Genomic DNA, 20,388 nt, shown 5'->3' on the forward strand with positions numbered 1-20,388 from the left:
GGTATAGTTTCTGTAATGTAATTGTTATATTAAGATTTACAATTATGAAACATATATTTTTGACAGCAATTGTAGCTTCGGCTGCTCTTGTTAGCTGTGGAACAGTACAGTCATTAGTTCAAAATACATTTCCTTATACTGCCAGTGTTTTAGTTTCAACGGGAGTTCCGGCGGATAAAGAAGTTTCTTCTACCGCAACGGCCTCTAATGTGCAAACGTGGTTTGGAGGAAATAACAATGCCAAAATAAAAGATGTAAGGTTAGCCGACGCCAAAATTTCTGTAGTCTCCCCATCTGGCGGAAATTTAAGCGCTTTTAAAAATATTAAAGTATATATTTCTTCCTCAGGAACTGGAGAAAAATTGGTTGCTTCGCGTTCCAATATCTCCTCAAACAGTTCCAGTTTAAATCTGGATTTGAATAATAACGGATTTTTAGATGAGGTCGTGAAAAGCAATGGAGTGACCGTAAGAACGGTTTATGAATTGAAAAATCAAACAAGTTCAGATATGAACTTAAAAGTGGCACTTAATTTTAGCAGTATACCTGCAAATTAGTTTTTATAAAAGTTTATGTAAGAAAAACGTCTCTCATTTTGAGAGACGTTTTTTAATACTATTTATTCTTTAATGAATTTCTCAACAGTTCTTCTCTTACCGTCTGTTGCATTGAGAAGATAGTTTCCTTTTGGAAGATGAGAAATATTTATTTTTTTATCAGCCGAAGGAGTTCCTTTAAACATTAATTGTCCTGTCATAGTATAGATCTCGAAAGTTAGACTTTTATCCTCTGAATTTTTGACTGAAATGAAATTTGAAGCTGGATTTGGATAGACTTCAACTTTTAAAGGACTTAAAATCTGATTTTTAGCAGAAAGAGTATTTCGACTTCCTTCTAAATATTCTATAGCAGCTTTAATGTTCGGAAGAGGACCAATTTTTGTCGCTAAATTACCTCCTTGAGGAATACCTGTATTAATCAAAATATTTCTCATTTGAACAGGAGTAAGGTATTGCCCTGTTTGTTGATAATTAAATGACTGGATCAGTATAGCTGCGGAAGCAACTATTGGAGTTGCAGAACTGGTTCCATTAAAGAGATTATAAGTTCTGTTATTATCATTATCATATTTAGCCCAGGAGCCATAACCGGCAGCCAATACATTTTGACCCCAACCCTGTACATTTACTCTTGAACCATAAGTACTGAAGCTTAATTTAGAATGCTGAGCTGTATCGGATCCGGCACCTACCACAATGGCACCACTATTTCCCCTTGCGTTGTAAGCAGAATAAAATGGATCATCTAAATTTTCATTTCCATTTCCGGCAGCAGCTATAATAATAATTCCTGAATCAGTTGCAGCCTTTGTAAGATCCCAGATAACATTATTATATTCAGCGAGAACGTAGTTGGAATTTTGTCCTCCGGTTTGCATTTCATATAAAATAATGTCGCCAGCATGCGACGCATTTATTGAACGTGAAACAGCGGCAGCTCTATTGTATGAAGTTGTTGTCCATTCCAAAAAGCCTTTCATTTCAGCTGCATTATAAGCCGCTCCCGAAAGACCGATATTATCTTTTGCTGAACCAAGAATACTCATTACGGAAGTACCATGATCAAGAAAACCATAATAAGAACTATTCGGATTGGTTAAAGATGAGTTAGGAGATACTCCAGATTCAAATTGTATAGCATTTTGATTAACAAGCATTTCATGGGATTTATGGAAACCATATTCCACATCACGGACCCTTACGTTTTGGCCGGTAATTCCCCTGGACCATGCATAATTTACGTTGATCCCTGGATTAGCCAATAGATAAGTTTGATTGGATTCCAGGTTTGGAGTTGCAACAAAAGTATTGATGAATGGCGGAACAATGGGCTCATTGCTTAGTATTGAGGCATATTCAATTTCTTTAAAGTTTTCAAAGTTCTGAGCCAGCTTTATAATATGGTCATTATCTTTTACAGGAGCTTCCACTTTATAAATTCGTTTCAGCTTTTCAACGGATTCTCCCGAGTTGTTGTTCTTTTTACTGGCTTCTGTCATTTCATCCAGTTTTTTAGGGCTGAAATCCAGTTCATAGACAAATGAAAGCTCATTTTTTTTCACAAAATCCCTTAACGAAGGATTTTTGCGTAACACATCATTAATGAGATCATCCGGGTTATTTGTTTTCGTAAAACAGACATACAGGGAGTGAGATCTCGAATTTTTTTGTAGCTCAAACTGCCCTTTTCTGCTTTGTCCAAATGATAGGACAGAGACGGAAAGTAATAAAATAAGAATTTTTCTTTTCATAAGTTTTCGTATTAAAATTTCAATAATTGGTGAAATAAATGTATTAAATTCTATTGATATTTTAATAAAAACGAATGAAGTTTTAGAAATTTATGATTTTGTTTGGCTGTCTAATACTATTGTTACAGGGCCATCATTGGTCAGAGAAACCTTCATATCCGCTCCAAAAATCCCACTTTCTGTTTTTAAGCCTGATTGAGCAATCTCTTGCTTAAAATAATCAAAAAGCGGTATTGCCTTATCAGGTTTTGCTGCTTTTATAAAAGACGGACGATTCCCCTTTTTATAATCTGCTATAAGAGTAAATTGGCTGATGCAAAGAATTTCTCCTGAAATATCTTTTATGGAAAGATTGAGTTTTTCATCCTTATCACCAAAAATTCTAAGATTTAAGATTTTTTGTACCAACCAATCTGCATCAGTATTTTCATCATTTTCATCAACACCCACAAGAAGCATAAATCCCTTGTTAATTTCTCCTACGATTTTTCCATCTACTTTTACTTGAGCTTCAGAAACTCTTTGTACTACTACTTTCACGATTTAATAATAAATATTTAAGACTCTGCTTGCTGCATTGTAATTATAAGGATAAGTTTTGGGTGGCAGGTTGGTGCCTGCTGAAGGCTGACCGGTAAGCAAGATCCATTTTGCATTATCTTTAGGACAAACAATGCTGATGTTATCTTTTACCTCAAGAGTGGTATCAGCATCTGGGCAGATATGGGGTGCATTTCTATCAAACACCATAAATTGATTTTCAGATCTGCGCACAACAATTAAACCCCGTGTTCCGGATTGCTGCTCGTTGATATAGACCCAACCCTGAGGTTGTGTTAAATTATAATAGGCAGGAAGGTTAAGGTTTAAAACTACGTTAATCGGACTATTGGGAAAACAGCTTACAGTATCTTCTCTGCTTCCACAAGAATTAATAGTTAATATGCTGGTTATCAATAAAATAAAAAAGGATGAGATTGAAAAAGTTTTTTTCATTTCAATTTAAATTTTTATATATTTGTAAAAATTAAACGATTACAACACGAAAACATTGTCCGACAAATGTCGGATTATTTTTTTATACTAAAACTAAATTTTGAAAATTATGGCAAGCTATGTTACAAAGGAGGGGTTAGATAAAATGAAAGCTGAGCTGGAACAGTTAGAAACTGTAGAAAGACCTAAGATTACTCAGCAGATAGCAGAAGCAAGAGACAAAGGCGATTTGTCTGAAAATGCAGAATATGATGCAGCGAAGGAAGCGCAGGGAATGCTTGAAATGAGAATTTCTAAATTGAAAGACGTTATTTCTGGTTCTAAAATTATAGATGAAAGTCAATTAGATACTTCAAAAGTTTCCATTTTAACAACCGTGAAACTTAAAAATAATGCGACACAGCAACAGCAGGTTTTTACCTTGGTCCCAGATAATGAAAGTGATTTGAAGACAGGTAGAATTTCAGTTAATACGCCTATTGCTAAAGGCTTATTGGGTAAGGTGGTAGGTGAAACAGCAGAAATTGTTTTACCAAACGGAAATAAATTATCTTTCGAAGTACTTGAAATTACCTTGTAAAGACTAACTTCTAGAACCTGATTATGAGTACGATATTCACAAAAATCATTAATGGCGAAATTCCTTCTTATAAAATTGCAGAAGATGAGAACTTTATCGCATTTTTAGATGTAATGCCTTTGGTGAAGGGACACACCTTAGTAGTTCCTAAGAAAGAAGTTGACCTGATTTTTGATCTGGAAAGTGAAGAGTATAAGAATCTTTGGGCTTTTTCCCAAAAGATCGCTAAACAGATCAAAGATGCGATTCCATGTGTAAGAGTTGGAGTTGCTGTAGTAGGACTGGAAGTGCCTCACGCACATATTCATTTGATACCATTAAATAAAGTGGAAGATATGAATTTCAGAAATGAGAGATTGAAGCTAACGGCTGAAGAATACACCGAAATTCAAAACTCAATCATTAATTCTTAAAAAAGTAAAAAATCGTGAAAAAGAAATTTTTTGCGATTTTCTTTAACATATATAGTATATAATAGTATGAATTCAAACCAATGTTCTTTCTGTGGTAGAAAAAGAAATGAAGTACAGATGCTTATTTCAGGACAGAACGGATTTATTTGCGAAAATTGTATAGAGCAGGCACATTCCATTGTTAAAGATAGTGGGAGTAAAACTGAATTTTCACCTGCAGAAAATATAGACACCCTTAAAAAGCCTAAAGAAATTAAAGAATTTCTGAACCAATACGTAATTGGACAGGATCAGGCAAAGAAACAGCTTGCAATAGCAGTATACAATCATTATAAAAGATTGCTTCATGCCCAGGACGAGAACCGTGAAGTTGAGTTGGAAAAATCTAACATTATCATGATCGGTGAAACCGGAACTGGAAAAACATTACTTGCAAAAACTATTGCGAGAGAGCTTAATGTTCCTTTTTGTATTGTCGACGCGACAATATTAACGGAAGCGGGATATGTAGGGGAAGATGTAGAAAGTATTTTGTCGAGACTCCTTATGGTTGCTGATTATGATGTGGAAAAAGCAGAGAAGGGAATTGTATTTATTGATGAAATAGATAAGATTGCCAGAAAATCTGATAACCCAAGTATAACCAGAGACGTTTCTGGAGAAGGGGTTCAACAGGGCTTATTAAAATTATTAGAAGGGAGTATTGTCAATGTTCCACCTCAGGGAGGAAGGAAACATCCTGATCAAAAATACATCCAGGTAAATACACAAAATATATTATTCATTGCCGGTGGTGCTTTTGATGGGATCAAAGAAATCATCGAAAGAAGAATGAATAAACAAGCTATTGGATTTAGCTCTGAAAAAATAAATAAAATAGATGAGGATGACTATGTATTAACAAATATTAATGCAATTGACCTTCGTTCTTTCGGATTAATTCCCGAACTTTTGGGTAGATTTCCAATCATAACATATCTGGAAAAACTGACAAAGGAAACGATGGTCCGTATTATGAAGGAACCAAAAAATTCAATTATAAACCAGTTTATAGAGCTCTTTAAAATGGATGGCACAGAATTGGTATTTACGGATGGTGCTATTGAAAAAATTGTTGACGAAACTATTGACAAAGGATTGGGAGCCAGGGGACTTAGAGGAACAACTGAAAAAGTCTTGGAGGATCATATGTTTGCAATAGGTGAGGAGAAAAAAATAGTATTAACTGAAGATAATATTATTGTTAATAAATAAAAATAATTTTTTTATTATGAAAAAAATCATACCTTTGCGGGTGAGATTGTATTATAACACACACAAATAATTTATACAATGAGAAAAAGTTTATTTGCTATAGGTCTTTTAGCAATTAGTTATTCTGTTCAGGCGCAGATATTATGTCACGTAGACGCTAATGCTAATATGTATGTAAGTAAGGGCACGCTAGTTTATAGTGGTGGAGGTTTACAAATGAAAGCTAATGGTACTATCGAAAACCATGGGAATTTTATGGTTTCTGGTACAGGTACTGATCTTATTAAAACAATAGATGCTTCCAATGCTGATAAAACAGAAGCTAACGGAGGGGGAAATTTTATTAATAAGCTTAATGAGCCAACTGCTTATGCATCTGTAAATACCAATAGCTCTGCGGCTACTCCCGTTTATACGTATGGACAATTATTCATCACAGGTATTCCACAAGCGAATATTACTGGGATAGTTGATCAAGAGTTCAGACAAGTTCGTCACGGTGATTACCAACAAGTTGGTATGCCATTCTATTTTAAAACTCCATCTACTTTAAGTACTGAATTGGGTAAAACATTCACTCCAGTAAGAAAGTCAAAAAATGATGTTCTATATTGGAATAACAATACAGTACAATTTGTTCATTTATCACCAGTCAATGGTATTTACAAATTTGGTGATGCTGCACCTCCTTACGCTTATTGGGCATTGGGTGGAGCTACACTAGATGTAAGTAATACTACACGTACTGTAAAGGGACGTCCTGTGAGTGATGTCAGCGGAGCAGGTGTTTTTGGAACTAGCCCTACACTACAAAATGCAGGAGCTGGAATTAACTTTGGAGCAGGTGGAAATAATCTAAATGCATATAGAGAAAAATACAATACCTATGCATATGATCCATTCGAAATTCCTTCAGGTGGAGCAGCATGGACAGGTAATTATGCCAGAAACATGTATCAGTTTGGTAATCCATTTTTAACCAACCTTGACCTATCAAAGATTGCATATAACGAGCCTGCTGCTAATGGTGATGGCGTAAATCTTAGTAATATTTATGGTGTAGTACTTGATGTATCCGGAGTTGTAAATAACCAGGGTGGAACAACTACAAGTGCTTTTAAAGCGATCACATTCAATGCTGGTGTTCCAACAGGAGATATCGATTATATGATGATTAGACCTTTTGGTGCTTTTACCATTAAGCTTAATAACAATAATAATACTGATGTATTAAACTTTGGTAATCTTAGAAGATTTAATTACTACAGCAGAGCAGCAAATACTGATTATAATGTTAATGCAAGCAGATCTGCATCGGCTAATACTAACGGTACTGTAAAGCAGTTAGGAGTTATTGCTCTTGATGCTAACGGTGCTGAAATAGGAAAAACTTATTATGTAGTTTATCCTAATGGTACTACTGGTCATGCTGCAAATGCAAAAACACAATATGCAGCTTCAACAGCTGATGTTATTGGTACTTTTGAAGAAAACACAGCTGGAGGATACGACAATGACTATACTTCAAAATATTGGTTACGTATCAATGAAGCTAATGAAAATGATTTCAAAGGGAAAAATGTAATGTTAGCGACTTACAGTGCTAATATTAAATCTTTTAAATTTGAAATTAGAGAGAATGCTGAATTGGTAAATAAAGGGACACACCAATTATCTTCAGGTACAGGTTTCTATTACAAAGCTCCAAACGGAACAGTAACTGAAGCAAAACAAGGAGATGTAATTCCTGCTGCCGGAACTGAGTACAGTTTATATTACGGTGCACCTGAGGCATCCACAGCAAGAAATATTGCAAGTGATGGAGCAAATATTAAGCCTTCATCAAGAACTAAAGTAGTTTATAACCCGGATATTACAAATTATATAGTAAGATTTGATCCGGATTGGAAGAAAGCAGATATTGAAGTTTATGATATGAGTGGTAAACTAGTAATCTCTAAAAAAGCAGTTAATACTTCTACAGATTTTGTAATTGAATTAAGCAATTCTATTAAAAACTCTTATGTAGTAAAAATTGTTTCAGATAAGGGAGAAACTGTTAACACTAAAATCTTAAAATAAAATATATGAAAGCTTTAAATAAACTATTATATAGTCTTTTTCTTTTTGCCTTTTGTGTATTAAATGCACAAGGAACAGGCCCTGGGGGACAACCTCCTCAGCCAGGTGGACCACCTACTGGTCCTGGTGGAGATTCAGTGCCAATTGATATGTATGTTTATGTACTGTCAATAGTCGCGGTAGCATTTATTGTATTTTTCACAAAAAAATACAAAAGTCAAAAAATATAAAATTTTTATTAAAATAAATAAAACTCTCTGATTAGTCAGAGAGTTTTTTTATTTTTACATTATGAAAAAGATATTTGTATTATCAGCAGTTTTATCTGCTTTTTCTTTACAGGCACAATTTACAGTTACCGTTCAGGCGCCGGCAGATTTTAAAGATCAAGATGCAATTCTATATACTTTAAATGGTTCTAAAGATGTTATTTTTACTAAAGAACAAAGTAAAAATAATGTGTGGACTTTTAAATATCCTCAAAGTTATGTGGGTATGATGAAAATGTATTTTCCTAACACCAATAATACCTTTAATTTTATTTCTGAAAATAAAAATGTGAGTATTAAATTAGATACTCAAGGCAATAAAATTAAAGATGTTATTTATCAGGATGAGGCTAACAGCTTAATGAGCAAGCAACAGGAGGGATCACAAAAGAAGGAGCTTATACTTCCTGCTTTGACTCAAATCAAAGAATATTATAAAGATAATACAGACTTTGGTAAGGCTTTAAAAACTGAAATTGCCAGATTATCAGGTGGTAGTACTGAATTGAACCAGACGGATCATCCATTTATCTCTTACTACAATACTAATTATAGTAAATTTTTGACCAATGATCCATCCAAGAAAGTATCACAAGACGAAATCATTAATTTTATTGATAAGTCGAATGATATGCTTGAAACGTCATCTCTGCTAAGACCATTGCTGGTTTCCTATCTTAATTCAGGAGGGAATACTAATGTAGATGGTTCTGTAGATAAATTGCTTAATCAGTTGAAGGTTGAAACACCACGTGGACAAACTGTTTTATCCGAGTTAATAGATATCTTTGATGTTTATGAAATGGCTGATCTAAAGAAGAAATATCTAGATCAGGCTAAAGGCCTTAAATGTACCATTACGGATAGATTAGCATCAACGCTTAAATCAAATGCTAATGTGCAGATTGGAGCTGCTTTTCCTAACTATAAATTTCAATCACCGGTCAATACAACAGCTAAGTCCATTTACGATGTAAAAGCTGATAAAAAGGTTGTTGTTTTTTGGTCTTCGACTTGTTCACACTGTGAAACTGAATTGCCTAAGCTTCTTGAAAAATATAACGATTTAAAATCTAAAAATGTGCAGATCATTGGATTGTCTCTGGATGTAGATAAAGACTCTTATTCTAAGAGGATTACTGCATTTCCATGGATCAATGACTCTGAATTAAGAGGATGGAATAGCAGCTATAGCGAAACGTACAATATTCATGCAACACCTACTTATTTTATTTTAGATGCTAACAATAAGATAATCAGTAAACCAGACCATGTTGCCGATGTTTTGGAGTTTTTTAAGTTAAAATAATTTTGGAGGTATAGAAATATTTTATATATTTGCACCACCAAAAAGGCGAGGTAGCTCAGTTGGTTAGAGCGCAGGATTCATAACCCTGAGGTCACGGGTTCAATTCCCGTCTTCGCTACTAAAAAGGAAAAGTAATTAATTTACTTTTCCTTTTTTTATGTTCTTTAGTTGCAAAACAATATGCACAAATTTTACGATCAGTATTCTCCTGAATTTAATCTTGGTTATTTTCTTCGTGATTTATCGATGAGAATTTATTTATCATTTATTCAACCGATAAAGCATGCTGATCAGTTGTAATGGATATTGTTTTAAAATAGCCAAGATGTAGTATACGATATCCGATTTGGATTAATAGTAGGGCAAGGTGCTATAAAGACTAATGGTAAGCCTTGGAAATGTTGCTATGAAAAAGATATTAGCTATTCTATTATAAAAAAAGAAACCACAACTATATGTTGTGGTTTTTATCTTTTTATACTAGGTACTTTGATATCCCAAAAGCTTTCTTATCTGATAGAAGAACCTTTCAATAAGCCTTAAATCCTGAGTTACAATATCAGCATTCCCTTTAAGTTCTTTATCAAAAGTGAGCGTTCTGTTATAGGATGTTTTCAAGCCCTTAGGCAGGATTACATCGACATAATAATTTCCTTTGTCATCTGTAGAAAGGGAGATGTTTTGAACCTTTCCTTCTACGATACCATATTCCTGAAACCGGTAATTATCTAGTTTGATCAATACTTTTTCTCCCGGAATAATTTTACCTGAATTAATAGGAGGTACATACATTCTTCCCACTAAGTTTTCTTTGTTTCTGGGTAATATAGATAAAATTGCGTCACCCGTTTTTACGAATTGATTTTCACCAAAGAATTGTTGAAAGCTGGCAATACCATCTGTAGAAGAAATGACAAGAAAATTCTGTTCCCATTGCTTCATAGACTTCCTTAGTTGTTCAAATAATTGTAAACTTTGAGAAGAGTAATTGATCTTATCTTTTTCTGTATTAATAGCTGTTCCGCTTTTAGTTTTGTTAAGATTGGAAATTGCTTCCTCCATCTGCGATAGGGAAATTGTAATGTTTTCCACATTTTGCTGAGCCTGAATATATTTTATTTTTTCAGCCTCAAGTTCTACAGAGGCAATAACGCCCTGATTGAAAAGTTCCTGAGATCGCTGATAGCTTTTCCTGCTAAGTTCGTATTTTGCCTGTTCCAGCTTTTTCTGTTGTCTTGTGGTCGCAATTCTAACTCTGTACTCAGAAATGCTTTGATTGGCCGCCAGACTTTCAGGTGCATACGGTTGAAGCCTTGTAAATAGATCCTGATCCTGAAATGCTTTCGCAAAATTATTATAATCGCCCTGAAGTTCTCCAAGTTTGAAGTGTGAAGCCTCATTCATCGGGAAGGAGGAAAGCTGATTGGGAGAAAGGGAATCAATGATCTTTTTTAATGCAAGAACATCTTTATAATTAGCCGCAGATTGCATAACCATGAGGATGTCATTCTTTTTAACCTCCTGATGGTCTTTTATAAATATCTTTTCAATTTTAGAATTCGTTCTTGCCTCTATTTTTTCGGGTGGATTTTGAGAGGTAACTACGATTGGCGCTGAAACAAATTCAGGATACTTTATGATGTAGCTCATAATCAAAATGAGAATGAGGATAATGAATATAATGGTATTTCCCCAACGGATCATCCAGTGAGGTGGTCGTGTAAGTATGTCCTGAACACTTTCTGAACGAAGCTCAATATTATCTAAAATTTCTTTTTCCATATTAGAATAAACAATTGAAAATAAAAATCCTCAAAACGAGGATTTTGCTTTAATCTCTATATAAATTGATCTATAGAGGTAGTTTGTAATCACATTTAGGGTCATTGCCCATTTCAACACCAGGAATTACTCCTCCCGGACAGTACTGATTGCACGCATTCCATACTTTATTACTTCCGATAATACAAAAACAATTGCAAGGATAAGCGGGAATGGGCCCAGCACCGTAAACCTGTTTCAAATTTTGTCTTTTGATTTTCTTTAAATCTTTCATAGTTAATATTTTTTAGGATTAGTTTAGTGAAGTTAGTAAAAAGCTAAGACTAACTTCCTAATTCTAACTGATTTTTTACAAGTCTGTAATATTCGCCTTTTAATGCAACAAGCTCAACATGACTTCCTTCTTCCACTACTTTTCCTTTGTCTAAAACAATGATCTTATCAGCGTGCTTTACTGTAGAGAGTCTATGGGCAATGACGATTGCTGTTTTTCCTTTAAAAAACTGTTCCAGATTTTCCATAATGACCTTTTCATTATTTGCATCCAATGCAGAAGTAGCCTCATCAAAAAAGATATATTCAGGAGATTTATAAACAGCTCTTGCTATGAAGAGTCTTTGTTTTTGTCCACCGCTTACCCCAACACCTTCATTTCCTATTTTGGTATTATAGCTTAATGGAAGTTCTTCAATGAAATCTTTGATGTTGGCAATCTCTACAGCTTTTCGTAATTTCTGCTTGTCCACAGTATCTTCTCCGATAGCAATATTATTAGCGATGGTATCATTGAAAACGTATCCTTCCTGCATTACAACACCACAACGGTCTCTCCAGAACCTTGGGGAAACATTTTTTAACTTTGTATTGCCGATTTTAATATCACCGCTATTAGGGTCATAAAACTTCATTAAAAGCTTTAAAAGAGTTGTTTTTCCACTTCCACTGGCTCCAACGATAGCGGTAGTTTTTTGATACGGAATGGTCAAGCTTAGGTTTTCAAAAACATATACATCTGAACCAATATATCTGAATGAAAGATCCTCAATTTCTATGTCTTTTTGAGGGAGTTCTGTAGCGTATTGTTCATCTTTACTTTCTTCGTCGTCTTTATCATGTATTTCACCTAATCTTTCAAGGGAAATCTTGGCATCCTGAGTTTGTTTTATGAAATCAATTAGCTGTAGTAAAGGACTGTTTAGCTGGCCAATGATGTATTGTACGGATAACATCATCCCTAAAGTCAGGTTTCCGTCAAGAACCAGTTTTGCAGAAAGGAAACTTACCAGAATATCTTTCATCTGATTAATAAAGTTACCCCCAACTGATTGCCATTGCTCCAGAGAAAGAGATTTAATTCTGATTTTAAATAATTTGACCTGTAAGAATTCCCAATCCCACCGTTTTTGTTTTTCAGCATTATGCATTTTAATTTCCTGCATTCCGTTGATCAGTTCGATCACCTTGCTTTGCTCCTGGGAAACCTGGGAGAATCTTTTATAATCAAGTTCCTTTCTTTTGGCTAAAAAGAAGGTGATCCATCCGATATACAAAATGGCACCTACCAGATAAACAACAAACAGTCTGTAATCGTAAAATAAAAGTACAATACTGAAAATAATTAAATTTACTAAGGAGAATAACGTGTTGAGTGAAGAATTGGTAAGTAACTGTTCAATTCTGTGATGGTCGTTAATTCTCTGCATAATATCTCCCGTCATTCTGGTATCAAAGAAACTGATGGGAAGTTTCATAAGCTTGATAAAGAAATCCGAGATAATAGAAATATTTATTCTTGCTGAAAGGTGAAGTAAGATCCAGCTTCGGATAACTTCGATCCCCATTCTTCCTAAGAAAAGCATAATCTGAGCGAGTAACACAAGGTAGATAAAATGGATATCCTGATTCTGTATCCCAACATCGACAATACTTTGAGTAAGGAATGGAAATATAAGGGATAATAAACTTCCCGCTAAAAGTCCAACGGCAAGCTGAATAACCAGTGACTTATACTTTAATAGATACTTGGAAAGAAAAGAAAAACTGGCTTTACTTTCTTGGTCATCAAATTCAGTTTGAAAAAAGGCAGGAGTCGTTTCTAAAATAAGAACGATCCCTTCTTCTGTACTTTCATTGGCATTTTCACCAATCCATAATTTAATAAATTCGTCCTTGGTGTAGGTAATCAGACCATAACTTGGATCCGAGATGTATACCTTATTATTCTTGTCAACTTTATAAACAACGACAAAGTGATTTTTGTTCCAGTGGACTACGCACGGAAAAGGAACTTCTTCAGCAAATGTATTAAAATCAACCTGAACTCCTAAGGAACGGAATCCTAAATCTTCGGCAGCATCACTTAATCCGAGTAAACTACTTCCTTCACGGGTCGTTTCTGAAAGACTACGGATTTGTTGTAGAGATATACTCTTACCATAGTGTTTACTTACTATTCTAAGACATGTAGGACCGCAATCTTTTGCATCCGGCTGTCTGTAAAAGGGAAATTTCTTCAAAATTTATAATCATTTAAAAATGCCGTCATATTTGACGACATTTTTTATTAATAGTATTAATACCAATTTTTTACTACCTGTAACTGCCATCAGTGTTCATACATCTGGACAGTATTGCATTACACATCTCTATAGGGCAATAGTTCGAATATAGGGAAACTTCTCCTTCACTTGTCAAAGAGCACACGGTCAAAACTCCTCCAGTTCCGGTTTTAGGATTTTGTATTGAATGTTCTTTTAAGTTTTTCATGGTGAAGTTTTTGATATATCTTTCTATTGTAAGACTTTTAGTAGCCTGTCTATTTTTTTCCTAAATTAGTGAAATTTGTTAAATTAATTGAATTATTTTAAATTTCATCATCTTCAAGCAATTCGTCAATGAAGTAATGGATATCTTCACGGTCATACTTGTCCGGAAACTGAAATCCATTAATGATTAAAATAGGAGTGAAATTTAACCCTGCGTTCGCATTTTCTAACGACATTGAATTAAGAGAGCTGAGATCCTCTAACTGTCCGTTTATGCCCGCCAGATCTCTGATCTGCTTGTCATCTTTGTTTTCGAACCACGTCTCTACAGCTTTTAGAAATTCACTTTCATGTTTATTTTTATAAATACTCATGAAATCGGAGAGAAGCGCTGTCGATTTTTCGTTCGATTTTTCAGAGAAGTAATTAAATCTTATCTGAGCAGAAATGTCATTTGGATATTTCTTTAATAAATTTTCTAATATTTCATGTGCCCCTTTACAGAAACCACAGTATGGATTTGAAACGACAGCAATATTGATTTTTGCACTTTTATTTCCAAGTGAAAAAGTTTGATTGTCAGTAAAAGTAATTTTTTCTTTTTCTACAAGCTCTCTTTTAAATAGATCATAATTTCTTTTGAATCTTAGATTTTTGGCATTAGATTTTTGAAGAGCTTCTTTGTCATTAAGTAAATTATTGAAGTAAGAAACAATGAAAAAGATGATGCCCCATAATAATAAACTTAGTACAGCAATGTTTGTATTAAAATAAAAATTTTCGAAAAAGAATAAGGTAAGTACCACCTGAGCAACTAAAATTGAAATGATCAGAAGACATACCCTGCAAAATGTTTTTTCTACAAAAGCCTGAACATATAAAGAATAGCCTACAGCAATTAATGAAACAATTGTAAAGCCTTTAATGATATATCCTGTAGCGGGTAAAAAAAGTCCCAGTACTGTAATTCCTATAAAGTAGATCAGGGAAAAATCAGAAAATTTTAATCCCAATATGCTGGTCTTATCTTCATTGATGATTTTATTACATGAATTGGTGGTTTTGTTTGTCGAAGTGTCACCACAAATACTTCCAATAACTGCTGAAGTATTTCCGAATTTCTGATTGAAGATTTCCAATGAAATATATACCCCGGCAAGTGATAAGAGATTAAAAAGAATTCCATACCAGGAGAAGTTGAGAAGAGAATATAATAAGACTACTCCGAGAATTACATAGATGAAAGGCTTATAATTAGATATCTTTTGTTCCGCATTTTCAGTCTTTTCAAATAATAATACAAAATCAGTTGAATTTTTATGAAGTTCCTCTTTATTTAAAGTCTTGGATTTATCAGAATAAACGGAATATTGCGTTCCAGTTTTCTTGACCAAAGAAAATGAATTTTCAACAATCGCAATAAATTCTTCAGGAAGCTCATCCCAATATTCTTTATCGAGTTCATATGCATCATTTTTAACTCCCAAAAAGTTAAGAGTATCACTGAAAGCTAAGGCTGAAGGATAATTCGGATGCGAATTAAATTGAAAAAGAAACTCCTGTTTATCTAGTTTTAAATAGCTAATTAGTTTATCTAAGGTCATATTAATATTTTTATCTAAAATACAAAGATGTTTTAAAAAACCAAACGGTTTTTCATTTTTATGGGATATATCGTGTTTTTTAATTATTTAACTAAAAAACTATTATTGTAAATTTCTGATAATTATATATTTAGGAATTGATCAGTATTGGACGAATTGTATTGAAATATTGCTATTTCTATAAATAATGAGGTTTTTAATAGACTTGTTTTTATTGCTGCTGATGATTTAGACCTCAAAATATTGTTTTAAAGAGCTTTGAAATGAATATTTTTCCTGGAAAATATTATCAAAAATGAAAATAAGATGAGTTATGATAGTAATTCCGGGAATTAGTAAAAATCCATTATAAAAGTCAAATATGGGACAGGAGAAACAGGTAAGCGATAAAACAATTGAAAATGCTAATCAGACTCGGGGAAGTAGAACGGTGTAATGACAGTTTTATAGAGATTCCCACAATCGAAAAGTAGAGTTATTTAGGGAAAAGCTGTTTTTTTAGATTAAGCAATATGTGTTTATGTAATTGTTTTTTTATATAATTCTTACTGTTTGTATATTTTTTTTGAAGGAATTAAAATTTTACTATAAAAAATGCTTATTTGGTGTAAACTCAAAAAAACTTAAAAAATCATAAAGTTTTCATAAAGTTTTACAAAAGAATAAAAATGTTTTTGTTTTTATAAATAATGTTGTACTTTTACATCGCCTTGAATGAGGGAACAAGTCAAGGTAATAAATTTTTTTTCATCATTTGTGTTTTTAGAATCGTATCGCCTGATACGATTCTTTTTTATTGCTCATAATTCAACAGTAAATCAATGAAATAAGAATAGGTGATCGAGCCATCTTGTTGATTGCTTTGTAAAAAAAGATTGTTTGTAAAACCAAAAAAATCATCCAGCCATCCCTGGTGTCTGAGCATGAAGCTTTTTTCGTATAATCGATCTTTTTTCATCCCGATAGAATAGTTCCTTATTACGGATTTTACGAATGCTGGATCTTCTTCAACGATGAATCGTAAAAGGCTTTTTAACGTAAAATATTCAGTACTGTACCTGAGATCCAAATTCTCTGAATGAATACCCACTAAATAGCCAACAAAGTTAGCTTCCTGCTCTCTTGCAAAACCCAATTGGTGTGAGCTCTCATGAGCCAGTGTAAAAGGGGTAAATGACGAAGGTAATTTAGAGTTATACTGTGCTTCTGCAGTGAAAGGGTTGTAGTATCCTAGAATTCCTGTAAAGTTCATCACATATCCAAATAAACTTGGTTTAATGGAATTAATCTCGGTTGTATTTTTATCTGAAATATATAGGGGAAGTTTTTGCTGTTGTAAAAGAATTTCTTCCTGAACATTTTTTAAATCATGGACTACAAAGATTCCGTTTTTATCCTCAGATACAAGCTTTCGTGTGGCTTTACATTTCTCAAGATATATTACGGCCAGTCTTTTAGCTTTTTCTATGTTAGGTTTTTCCTGGTTTTTAAGTTTTTTAATTATCGGAGTTTGAAAATAGAGCATTCCCCATGAAATCTGATAGGAAAAGTAAAAAAGATTAATGATCAGTAAAAGCTTTAATAAGGCATTATTTCTGCTCTTTTTCTTGAAGCATTTAAGTATAAAGTATAAAGAGAAAACTCCTAGTAAGATGTATAAGACGTCGCCAAATGAAAAAGGAATCCACGAAAAGATAACCTGATGAAATCCTTTTTGAAATTCAAAAAACTTTTCAAAAAAAGAAATGATGGTTTTCGATTTTGAAAAAAGGAAAAACAAAAGAAATTGGGCAAGTAATATACCTGCCCAAAATCTTTTTTTCTTATATATATGCATATTATTAGTGTCCACTTCCTTTTGAAATTTTATCCAGATTAATTCCCTGAGATTTCAGAATTCCACTTACACGAATTGCATAGAATGCCAGATAAGCGAAGCAGATTACGCCTACGATATAACTGAAATGAATGTTCGTTAAATCGGCGATATACCCTTGAATGATACTTACAATACCTCCACCCATGATCATCATAATAAGGAATCCAGAACCTTGGTTGGTATGTTTTCCAAGCCCGTTGATCGCAAGGGCAAAAATACATGGCCATAAGGTAGAACAGAACAAACCGACACTTGTGAATGCGTATACAGAAACCATTCCTGTGGTAAGCATCCCTGTTAATAAAGCTACGATTCCTGCGCTGGAAAATATAAGAAGCATTCTTGCCGGATTTCCCTTACTCATAATATCACAGATAATCATAGCGATGATGATTACAGCATAAACATAGAAATGGGATAAATCGTGTTTTGCAATAGCATTAACCAATAAAAACACCCCAAAAGCAAGGTAAGGAGCTAAAAATCGTAAGATCTTTTTAAAGCCGGAACTCAGGTCAAATGCTTCAACAGCTCCGGTCCAACGTCCGATCATTAAAGAAGCCCAATATAAAGAGATGTAGGGAGCAACATCCTTTGTAGCGAATCCTAAGTTTTTTTCCATATAAGCCGGTAGATTACTTGCTGTAGAAACCTCCACACCCACATATACGAAAATAGCAATCATTCCTAATACAAGTTGTGGATATTGGAAGGCTGATTTTCTGTGCTCTCCAGGAGTTGCATCATCAGTATTTTCAAGATTAGTTGGCGTTACTGCTGGAAGAGAGGAGAATTTAAGCATTATAGCAACCAGAACAAAGGCAACACCTAATATCAAATAAGGTATTTTTACACTTTCTATGCTTGCTTCCGTATTCGCTGCGGCAGCAGAACCAAAAATAGCAAAAGAAACAATTAAAGGACCGATGGTTGTTCCCAGATTGTTAATACCTCCAGCCATTGTTAATCTCTGTGATCCTGTTTCTGTGGGACCAACCTCAATTGCCAAAGGATTTGCTACAATCTGCTGCAAAGAAAATCCAAGTCCTACAATGAACAAACCTGAAATCATTAATGGGAACGATCCCATATTCGCAGCGGGATAAAATAATAATGTTCCTGCTGCAGAAATAAGAAGCCCTACTATAAGACCATTTTTATATCCGATCTTGTTGACAAGATCTTGTTTTAAGCCTTTAGAGATCGCCATATAAATTAAAGAACCGACCGTATAAGCAACGTAGAAACAAATCTGTACGAGCATACTTTCGGTTTGAGTTAAGTTAAAAGCTTTTTGGAATACTGGGATCAGAATGTCATTACTAGCTGCAACAAATCCCCAGAAAAAAAATACAGTGACTAATGGGATGAATTGTCCCCAATTAGTTTGTTTAGAATAATTCGACATGTTTGTTAAAGATTTCTTAATAACAAATATAATTATTTCTTTTAAATAGAACGTTCTAGCAAGGTTTTTTTTATTTCGTTAAAAGCGGCTGTTTTCATATCCTTTTGTGAAGCTGAAGGTTCCATAATATCATTGAAATAAACCTTTACTTTACCTGGACGACCCTTAGAATTGTCAAATGGAAATATTTCTTTTAGCCCTACAAAAGTATAAACTGCTATTGGAGATTGATGTTTCGTAGATAAAGTGAAGGCCCCGTCTTTAAATTCATCTAAAAGGATTGAGGTGTCATCAGGAACACCGCCTTCCGGAAATAGAACAATACTATTCCCTTCCTCCATTTTTTCGGCACACCTTCTGTACACATCTGCACGGCTTCTTGCGCTGCCACGATCTACCATTACACAGATTCTTTTATATATCGTTCCAAAAATGGGAATTTTTACCAACTCTTTTTTTCCGACATAGCAAAGGGGATGATTGGGAAATAAAATGCAGGGAAGCATGATGTCCATAATAGAAGTATGATTTGAGATAACCACATATTGTCTGCCAGGATCAACTTTTTTATCCGTAAGATTAATGAGCTCATAACGGAGCCCCATTCCATAGAACATTCCATAGCACCAAAAACGGATAAACCGATAGGCGTATTTATAATGTTTTTTGTTAAAGGATAAAATGTAAACGGGTACTCCAAAAACAATAGTTAAAACAAAGGCTAATATCAGAAGCCAGAACCTCCATAAATAATTTAAGATCTTTACCACGGATTAACCATTAAATATTATTTTCTTTTTGACAGAATAATTAAGAATGGAAACCAATAGGATCGCAGCGATCTTACTGAGTATTTCCGGGCTTAAGGTATAAAAAATTAAATTGATATTATCTTTAAATATAAAACTGTAGAATATTTGAAAGAAACTAAGGCTTAATAATGTTGAAATAAAAGAGATCACCATAAAGTAGGCAAATTCTTTTCTCTTCGAATGTTTTCCTCTTTCAAAAACAAACCAGATACTTAAAAAATAATTGGTAATGATTCCGCAGCTGGTAGAGAAAATATTACTCAATGGATAATGTATTCCATGAAAATTGGTTTCCGAATGCAAAATTTGAGGAAGATAGGTACTGAAAATTTTAAAGCTTCCTATTTCCATAATAGCGCTTAGTCCTCCTGCTAATATGAAGAACAATATCTGTTTTTGACGTAGTAGTAATTCTCTCATCGAATTTATCTGATGTGCAAATTTATAACTATATGTTAAACAGTAAAAAAAGATGTTAAATATTTTTTTTAAATCAAAAAATGTTCTAATTTTAATTTCAGAAGTAAATAAAAAGCACCTGATAATAAATTCATTTTCAGCCAGTTGTGTTGATGGTTTTTTGTATCTTGTAATGCGCGATTGAAAGCATTCTCCTCAACTTTGTAACCCAATTTATAACAATATTTGTATGAAAAGTCAAAACAAATACAGAAAATTCCAGCTCCAGCAAAAAAATATTGAAGCTCTTGAGAAAGAAAACTCCCGCTTCAAAAGAGTCTATTCTGAATATGAAAATATGTCTGACGAGCTATGGAATCTTGAAAATTCAGAGGGTGAACAGGTACCAGATGATTTTATCAATGCTATGATTCTACAGACTTCTTATCTTGAAGATGAAATTAAGGATTGGCTGGTACAATTCAATGAAAAAAAAGATGATATAAAACATTCTTAGTAGAGGCC

General features: G+C 33.7%; 18 protein-coding genes and 1 tRNA gene. 9 read left to right on the forward strand and 10 right to left on the reverse strand.

Annotated elements, in window-relative coordinates; all coding sequences use genetic code 11:
- Positions 1-44: 44 nt before the first annotated feature.
- Complete coding sequence (locus CEY12_RS17525; protein ID WP_089028913.1) at positions 45-557, forward strand: hypothetical protein; 513 nt, start codon at positions 45-47, stop codon at positions 555-557.
- A gap of 62 nt (positions 558-619) precedes the next feature.
- Here the strand turns inward: CEY12_RS17525 and CEY12_RS17530 are convergent, their stop codons facing one another.
- The 3 genes from CEY12_RS17530 to CEY12_RS17540 form a co-directional block, all read right to left on the reverse strand.
- Positions 620-2,311 carry a S8 family peptidase gene (locus tag CEY12_RS17530; RefSeq protein ID WP_089028914.1) on the reverse strand — a complete coding sequence of 564 codons (1,692 nt, stop codon included), beginning with the start codon at positions 2,309-2,311 and terminating at the stop codon, positions 620-622.
- 90 nt (positions 2,312-2,401) lie between these two features.
- The gene (gene dtd, locus CEY12_RS17535; RefSeq protein WP_089028915.1) at positions 2,402-2,851 is read right to left on the reverse strand and encodes a D-aminoacyl-tRNA deacylase; all 450 of its coding nucleotides are present in this window, start codon (positions 2,849-2,851) and stop codon (positions 2,402-2,404) included.
- 3 nt (positions 2,852-2,854) lie between these two features.
- Entirely contained in the window at positions 2,855-3,307 is a 453-nt protein-coding gene (locus CEY12_RS17540; protein ID WP_089028916.1) for a hypothetical protein, read from the reverse strand.
- A 109-nt stretch (positions 3,308-3,416) separates the two neighbouring features.
- On the opposite strand from CEY12_RS17540, the gene greA reads away from it, so the two are divergent.
- From greA to CEY12_RS17575, 7 genes are all read left to right on the forward strand, one after another.
- Entirely contained in the window at positions 3,417-3,887 is a 471-nt protein-coding gene (gene greA / locus CEY12_RS17545; RefSeq protein WP_089028917.1) for a transcription elongation factor GreA, read from the forward strand.
- A gap of 23 nt (positions 3,888-3,910) precedes the next feature.
- Positions 3,911-4,300, forward strand: a complete 390-nt coding sequence (locus CEY12_RS17550; RefSeq protein WP_089028918.1) for an HIT family protein — start codon at positions 3,911-3,913, stop codon at positions 4,298-4,300.
- Between the two features lie 66 nt (positions 4,301-4,366).
- A complete protein-coding gene (gene clpX, locus CEY12_RS17555) occupies positions 4,367-5,554 on the forward strand; it encodes an ATP-dependent Clp protease ATP-binding subunit ClpX (protein ID WP_089028919.1) in 1,188 nt (395 codons plus the stop codon).
- 78 nt (positions 5,555-5,632) lie between these two features.
- Complete coding sequence (locus tag CEY12_RS17560) at positions 5,633-7,636, forward strand: T9SS type A sorting domain-containing protein (protein ID WP_089028920.1); 2,004 nt, start codon at positions 5,633-5,635, stop codon at positions 7,634-7,636.
- 5 nt (positions 7,637-7,641) lie between these two features.
- Positions 7,642-7,866 (forward strand): signal peptidase, encoded by a 225-nt coding sequence (locus CEY12_RS17565; RefSeq protein ID WP_089028921.1) that lies wholly within the window; start codon positions 7,642-7,644, stop codon positions 7,864-7,866.
- Positions 7,867-7,927: 61 nt separating this feature from the next.
- Entirely contained in the window at positions 7,928-9,214 is a 1,287-nt protein-coding gene (locus CEY12_RS17570; protein ID WP_089028922.1) for a TlpA family protein disulfide reductase, read from the forward strand.
- 44 nt (positions 9,215-9,258) lie between these two features.
- A tRNA-Met gene (locus tag CEY12_RS17575) sits at positions 9,259-9,332 on the forward strand.
- Between the two features lie 362 nt (positions 9,333-9,694).
- On the opposite strand, the gene CEY12_RS17580 is transcribed toward CEY12_RS17575, so the two are convergent.
- The 7 genes from CEY12_RS17580 to CEY12_RS17615 all read right to left on the reverse strand — a co-directional run bounded on the left by CEY12_RS17580 (position 9,695) and on the right by CEY12_RS17615 (position 19,884).
- Positions 9,695-10,996, reverse strand: coding sequence for an HlyD family secretion protein (locus CEY12_RS17580; RefSeq protein WP_089028923.1), 1,302 nt, complete (start codon positions 10,994-10,996; stop codon positions 9,695-9,697).
- A gap of 323 nt (positions 10,997-11,319) precedes the next feature.
- Complete coding sequence (locus CEY12_RS17590; protein WP_089028925.1) at positions 11,320-13,512, reverse strand: peptidase domain-containing ABC transporter; 2,193 nt, start codon at positions 13,510-13,512, stop codon at positions 11,320-11,322.
- Between the two features lie 347 nt (positions 13,513-13,859).
- A complete protein-coding gene (locus CEY12_RS17595) occupies positions 13,860-15,365 on the reverse strand; it encodes a vitamin K epoxide reductase family protein (protein ID WP_089028926.1) in 1,506 nt (501 codons plus the stop codon).
- Positions 15,366-16,158: 793 nt separating this feature from the next.
- A complete protein-coding gene (locus CEY12_RS17600; RefSeq protein WP_172821044.1) occupies positions 16,159-17,202 on the reverse strand; it encodes a DUF3810 domain-containing protein in 1,044 nt (347 codons plus the stop codon).
- A 4-nt stretch (positions 17,203-17,206) separates the two neighbouring features.
- Entirely contained in the window at positions 17,207-18,652 is a 1,446-nt protein-coding gene (locus tag CEY12_RS17605) for an MFS transporter (RefSeq protein ID WP_089028928.1), read from the reverse strand.
- Between the two features lie 41 nt (positions 18,653-18,693).
- The gene (locus tag CEY12_RS17610) at positions 18,694-19,422 is read right to left on the reverse strand and encodes a lysophospholipid acyltransferase family protein (RefSeq protein ID WP_089028929.1); all 729 of its coding nucleotides are present in this window, start codon (positions 19,420-19,422) and stop codon (positions 18,694-18,696) included.
- A gap of 3 nt (positions 19,423-19,425) precedes the next feature.
- A complete protein-coding gene (locus tag CEY12_RS17615) occupies positions 19,426-19,884 on the reverse strand; it encodes a GtrA family protein (RefSeq protein ID WP_089028930.1) in 459 nt (152 codons plus the stop codon).
- A gap of 229 nt (positions 19,885-20,113) precedes the next feature.
- Between CEY12_RS17615 and CEY12_RS17620 the strand changes: the two genes are divergently transcribed.
- A complete protein-coding gene (locus CEY12_RS17620; protein ID WP_089028931.1) occupies positions 20,114-20,380 on the forward strand; it encodes a hypothetical protein in 267 nt (88 codons plus the stop codon).
- Positions 20,381-20,388: the final 8 nt, after the last annotated feature.

This window comes from Chryseobacterium sp. T16E-39, from assembly GCF_002216065.1.
In the GTDB taxonomy this organism is placed as follows: domain Bacteria; phylum Bacteroidota; class Bacteroidia; order Flavobacteriales; family Weeksellaceae; genus Chryseobacterium.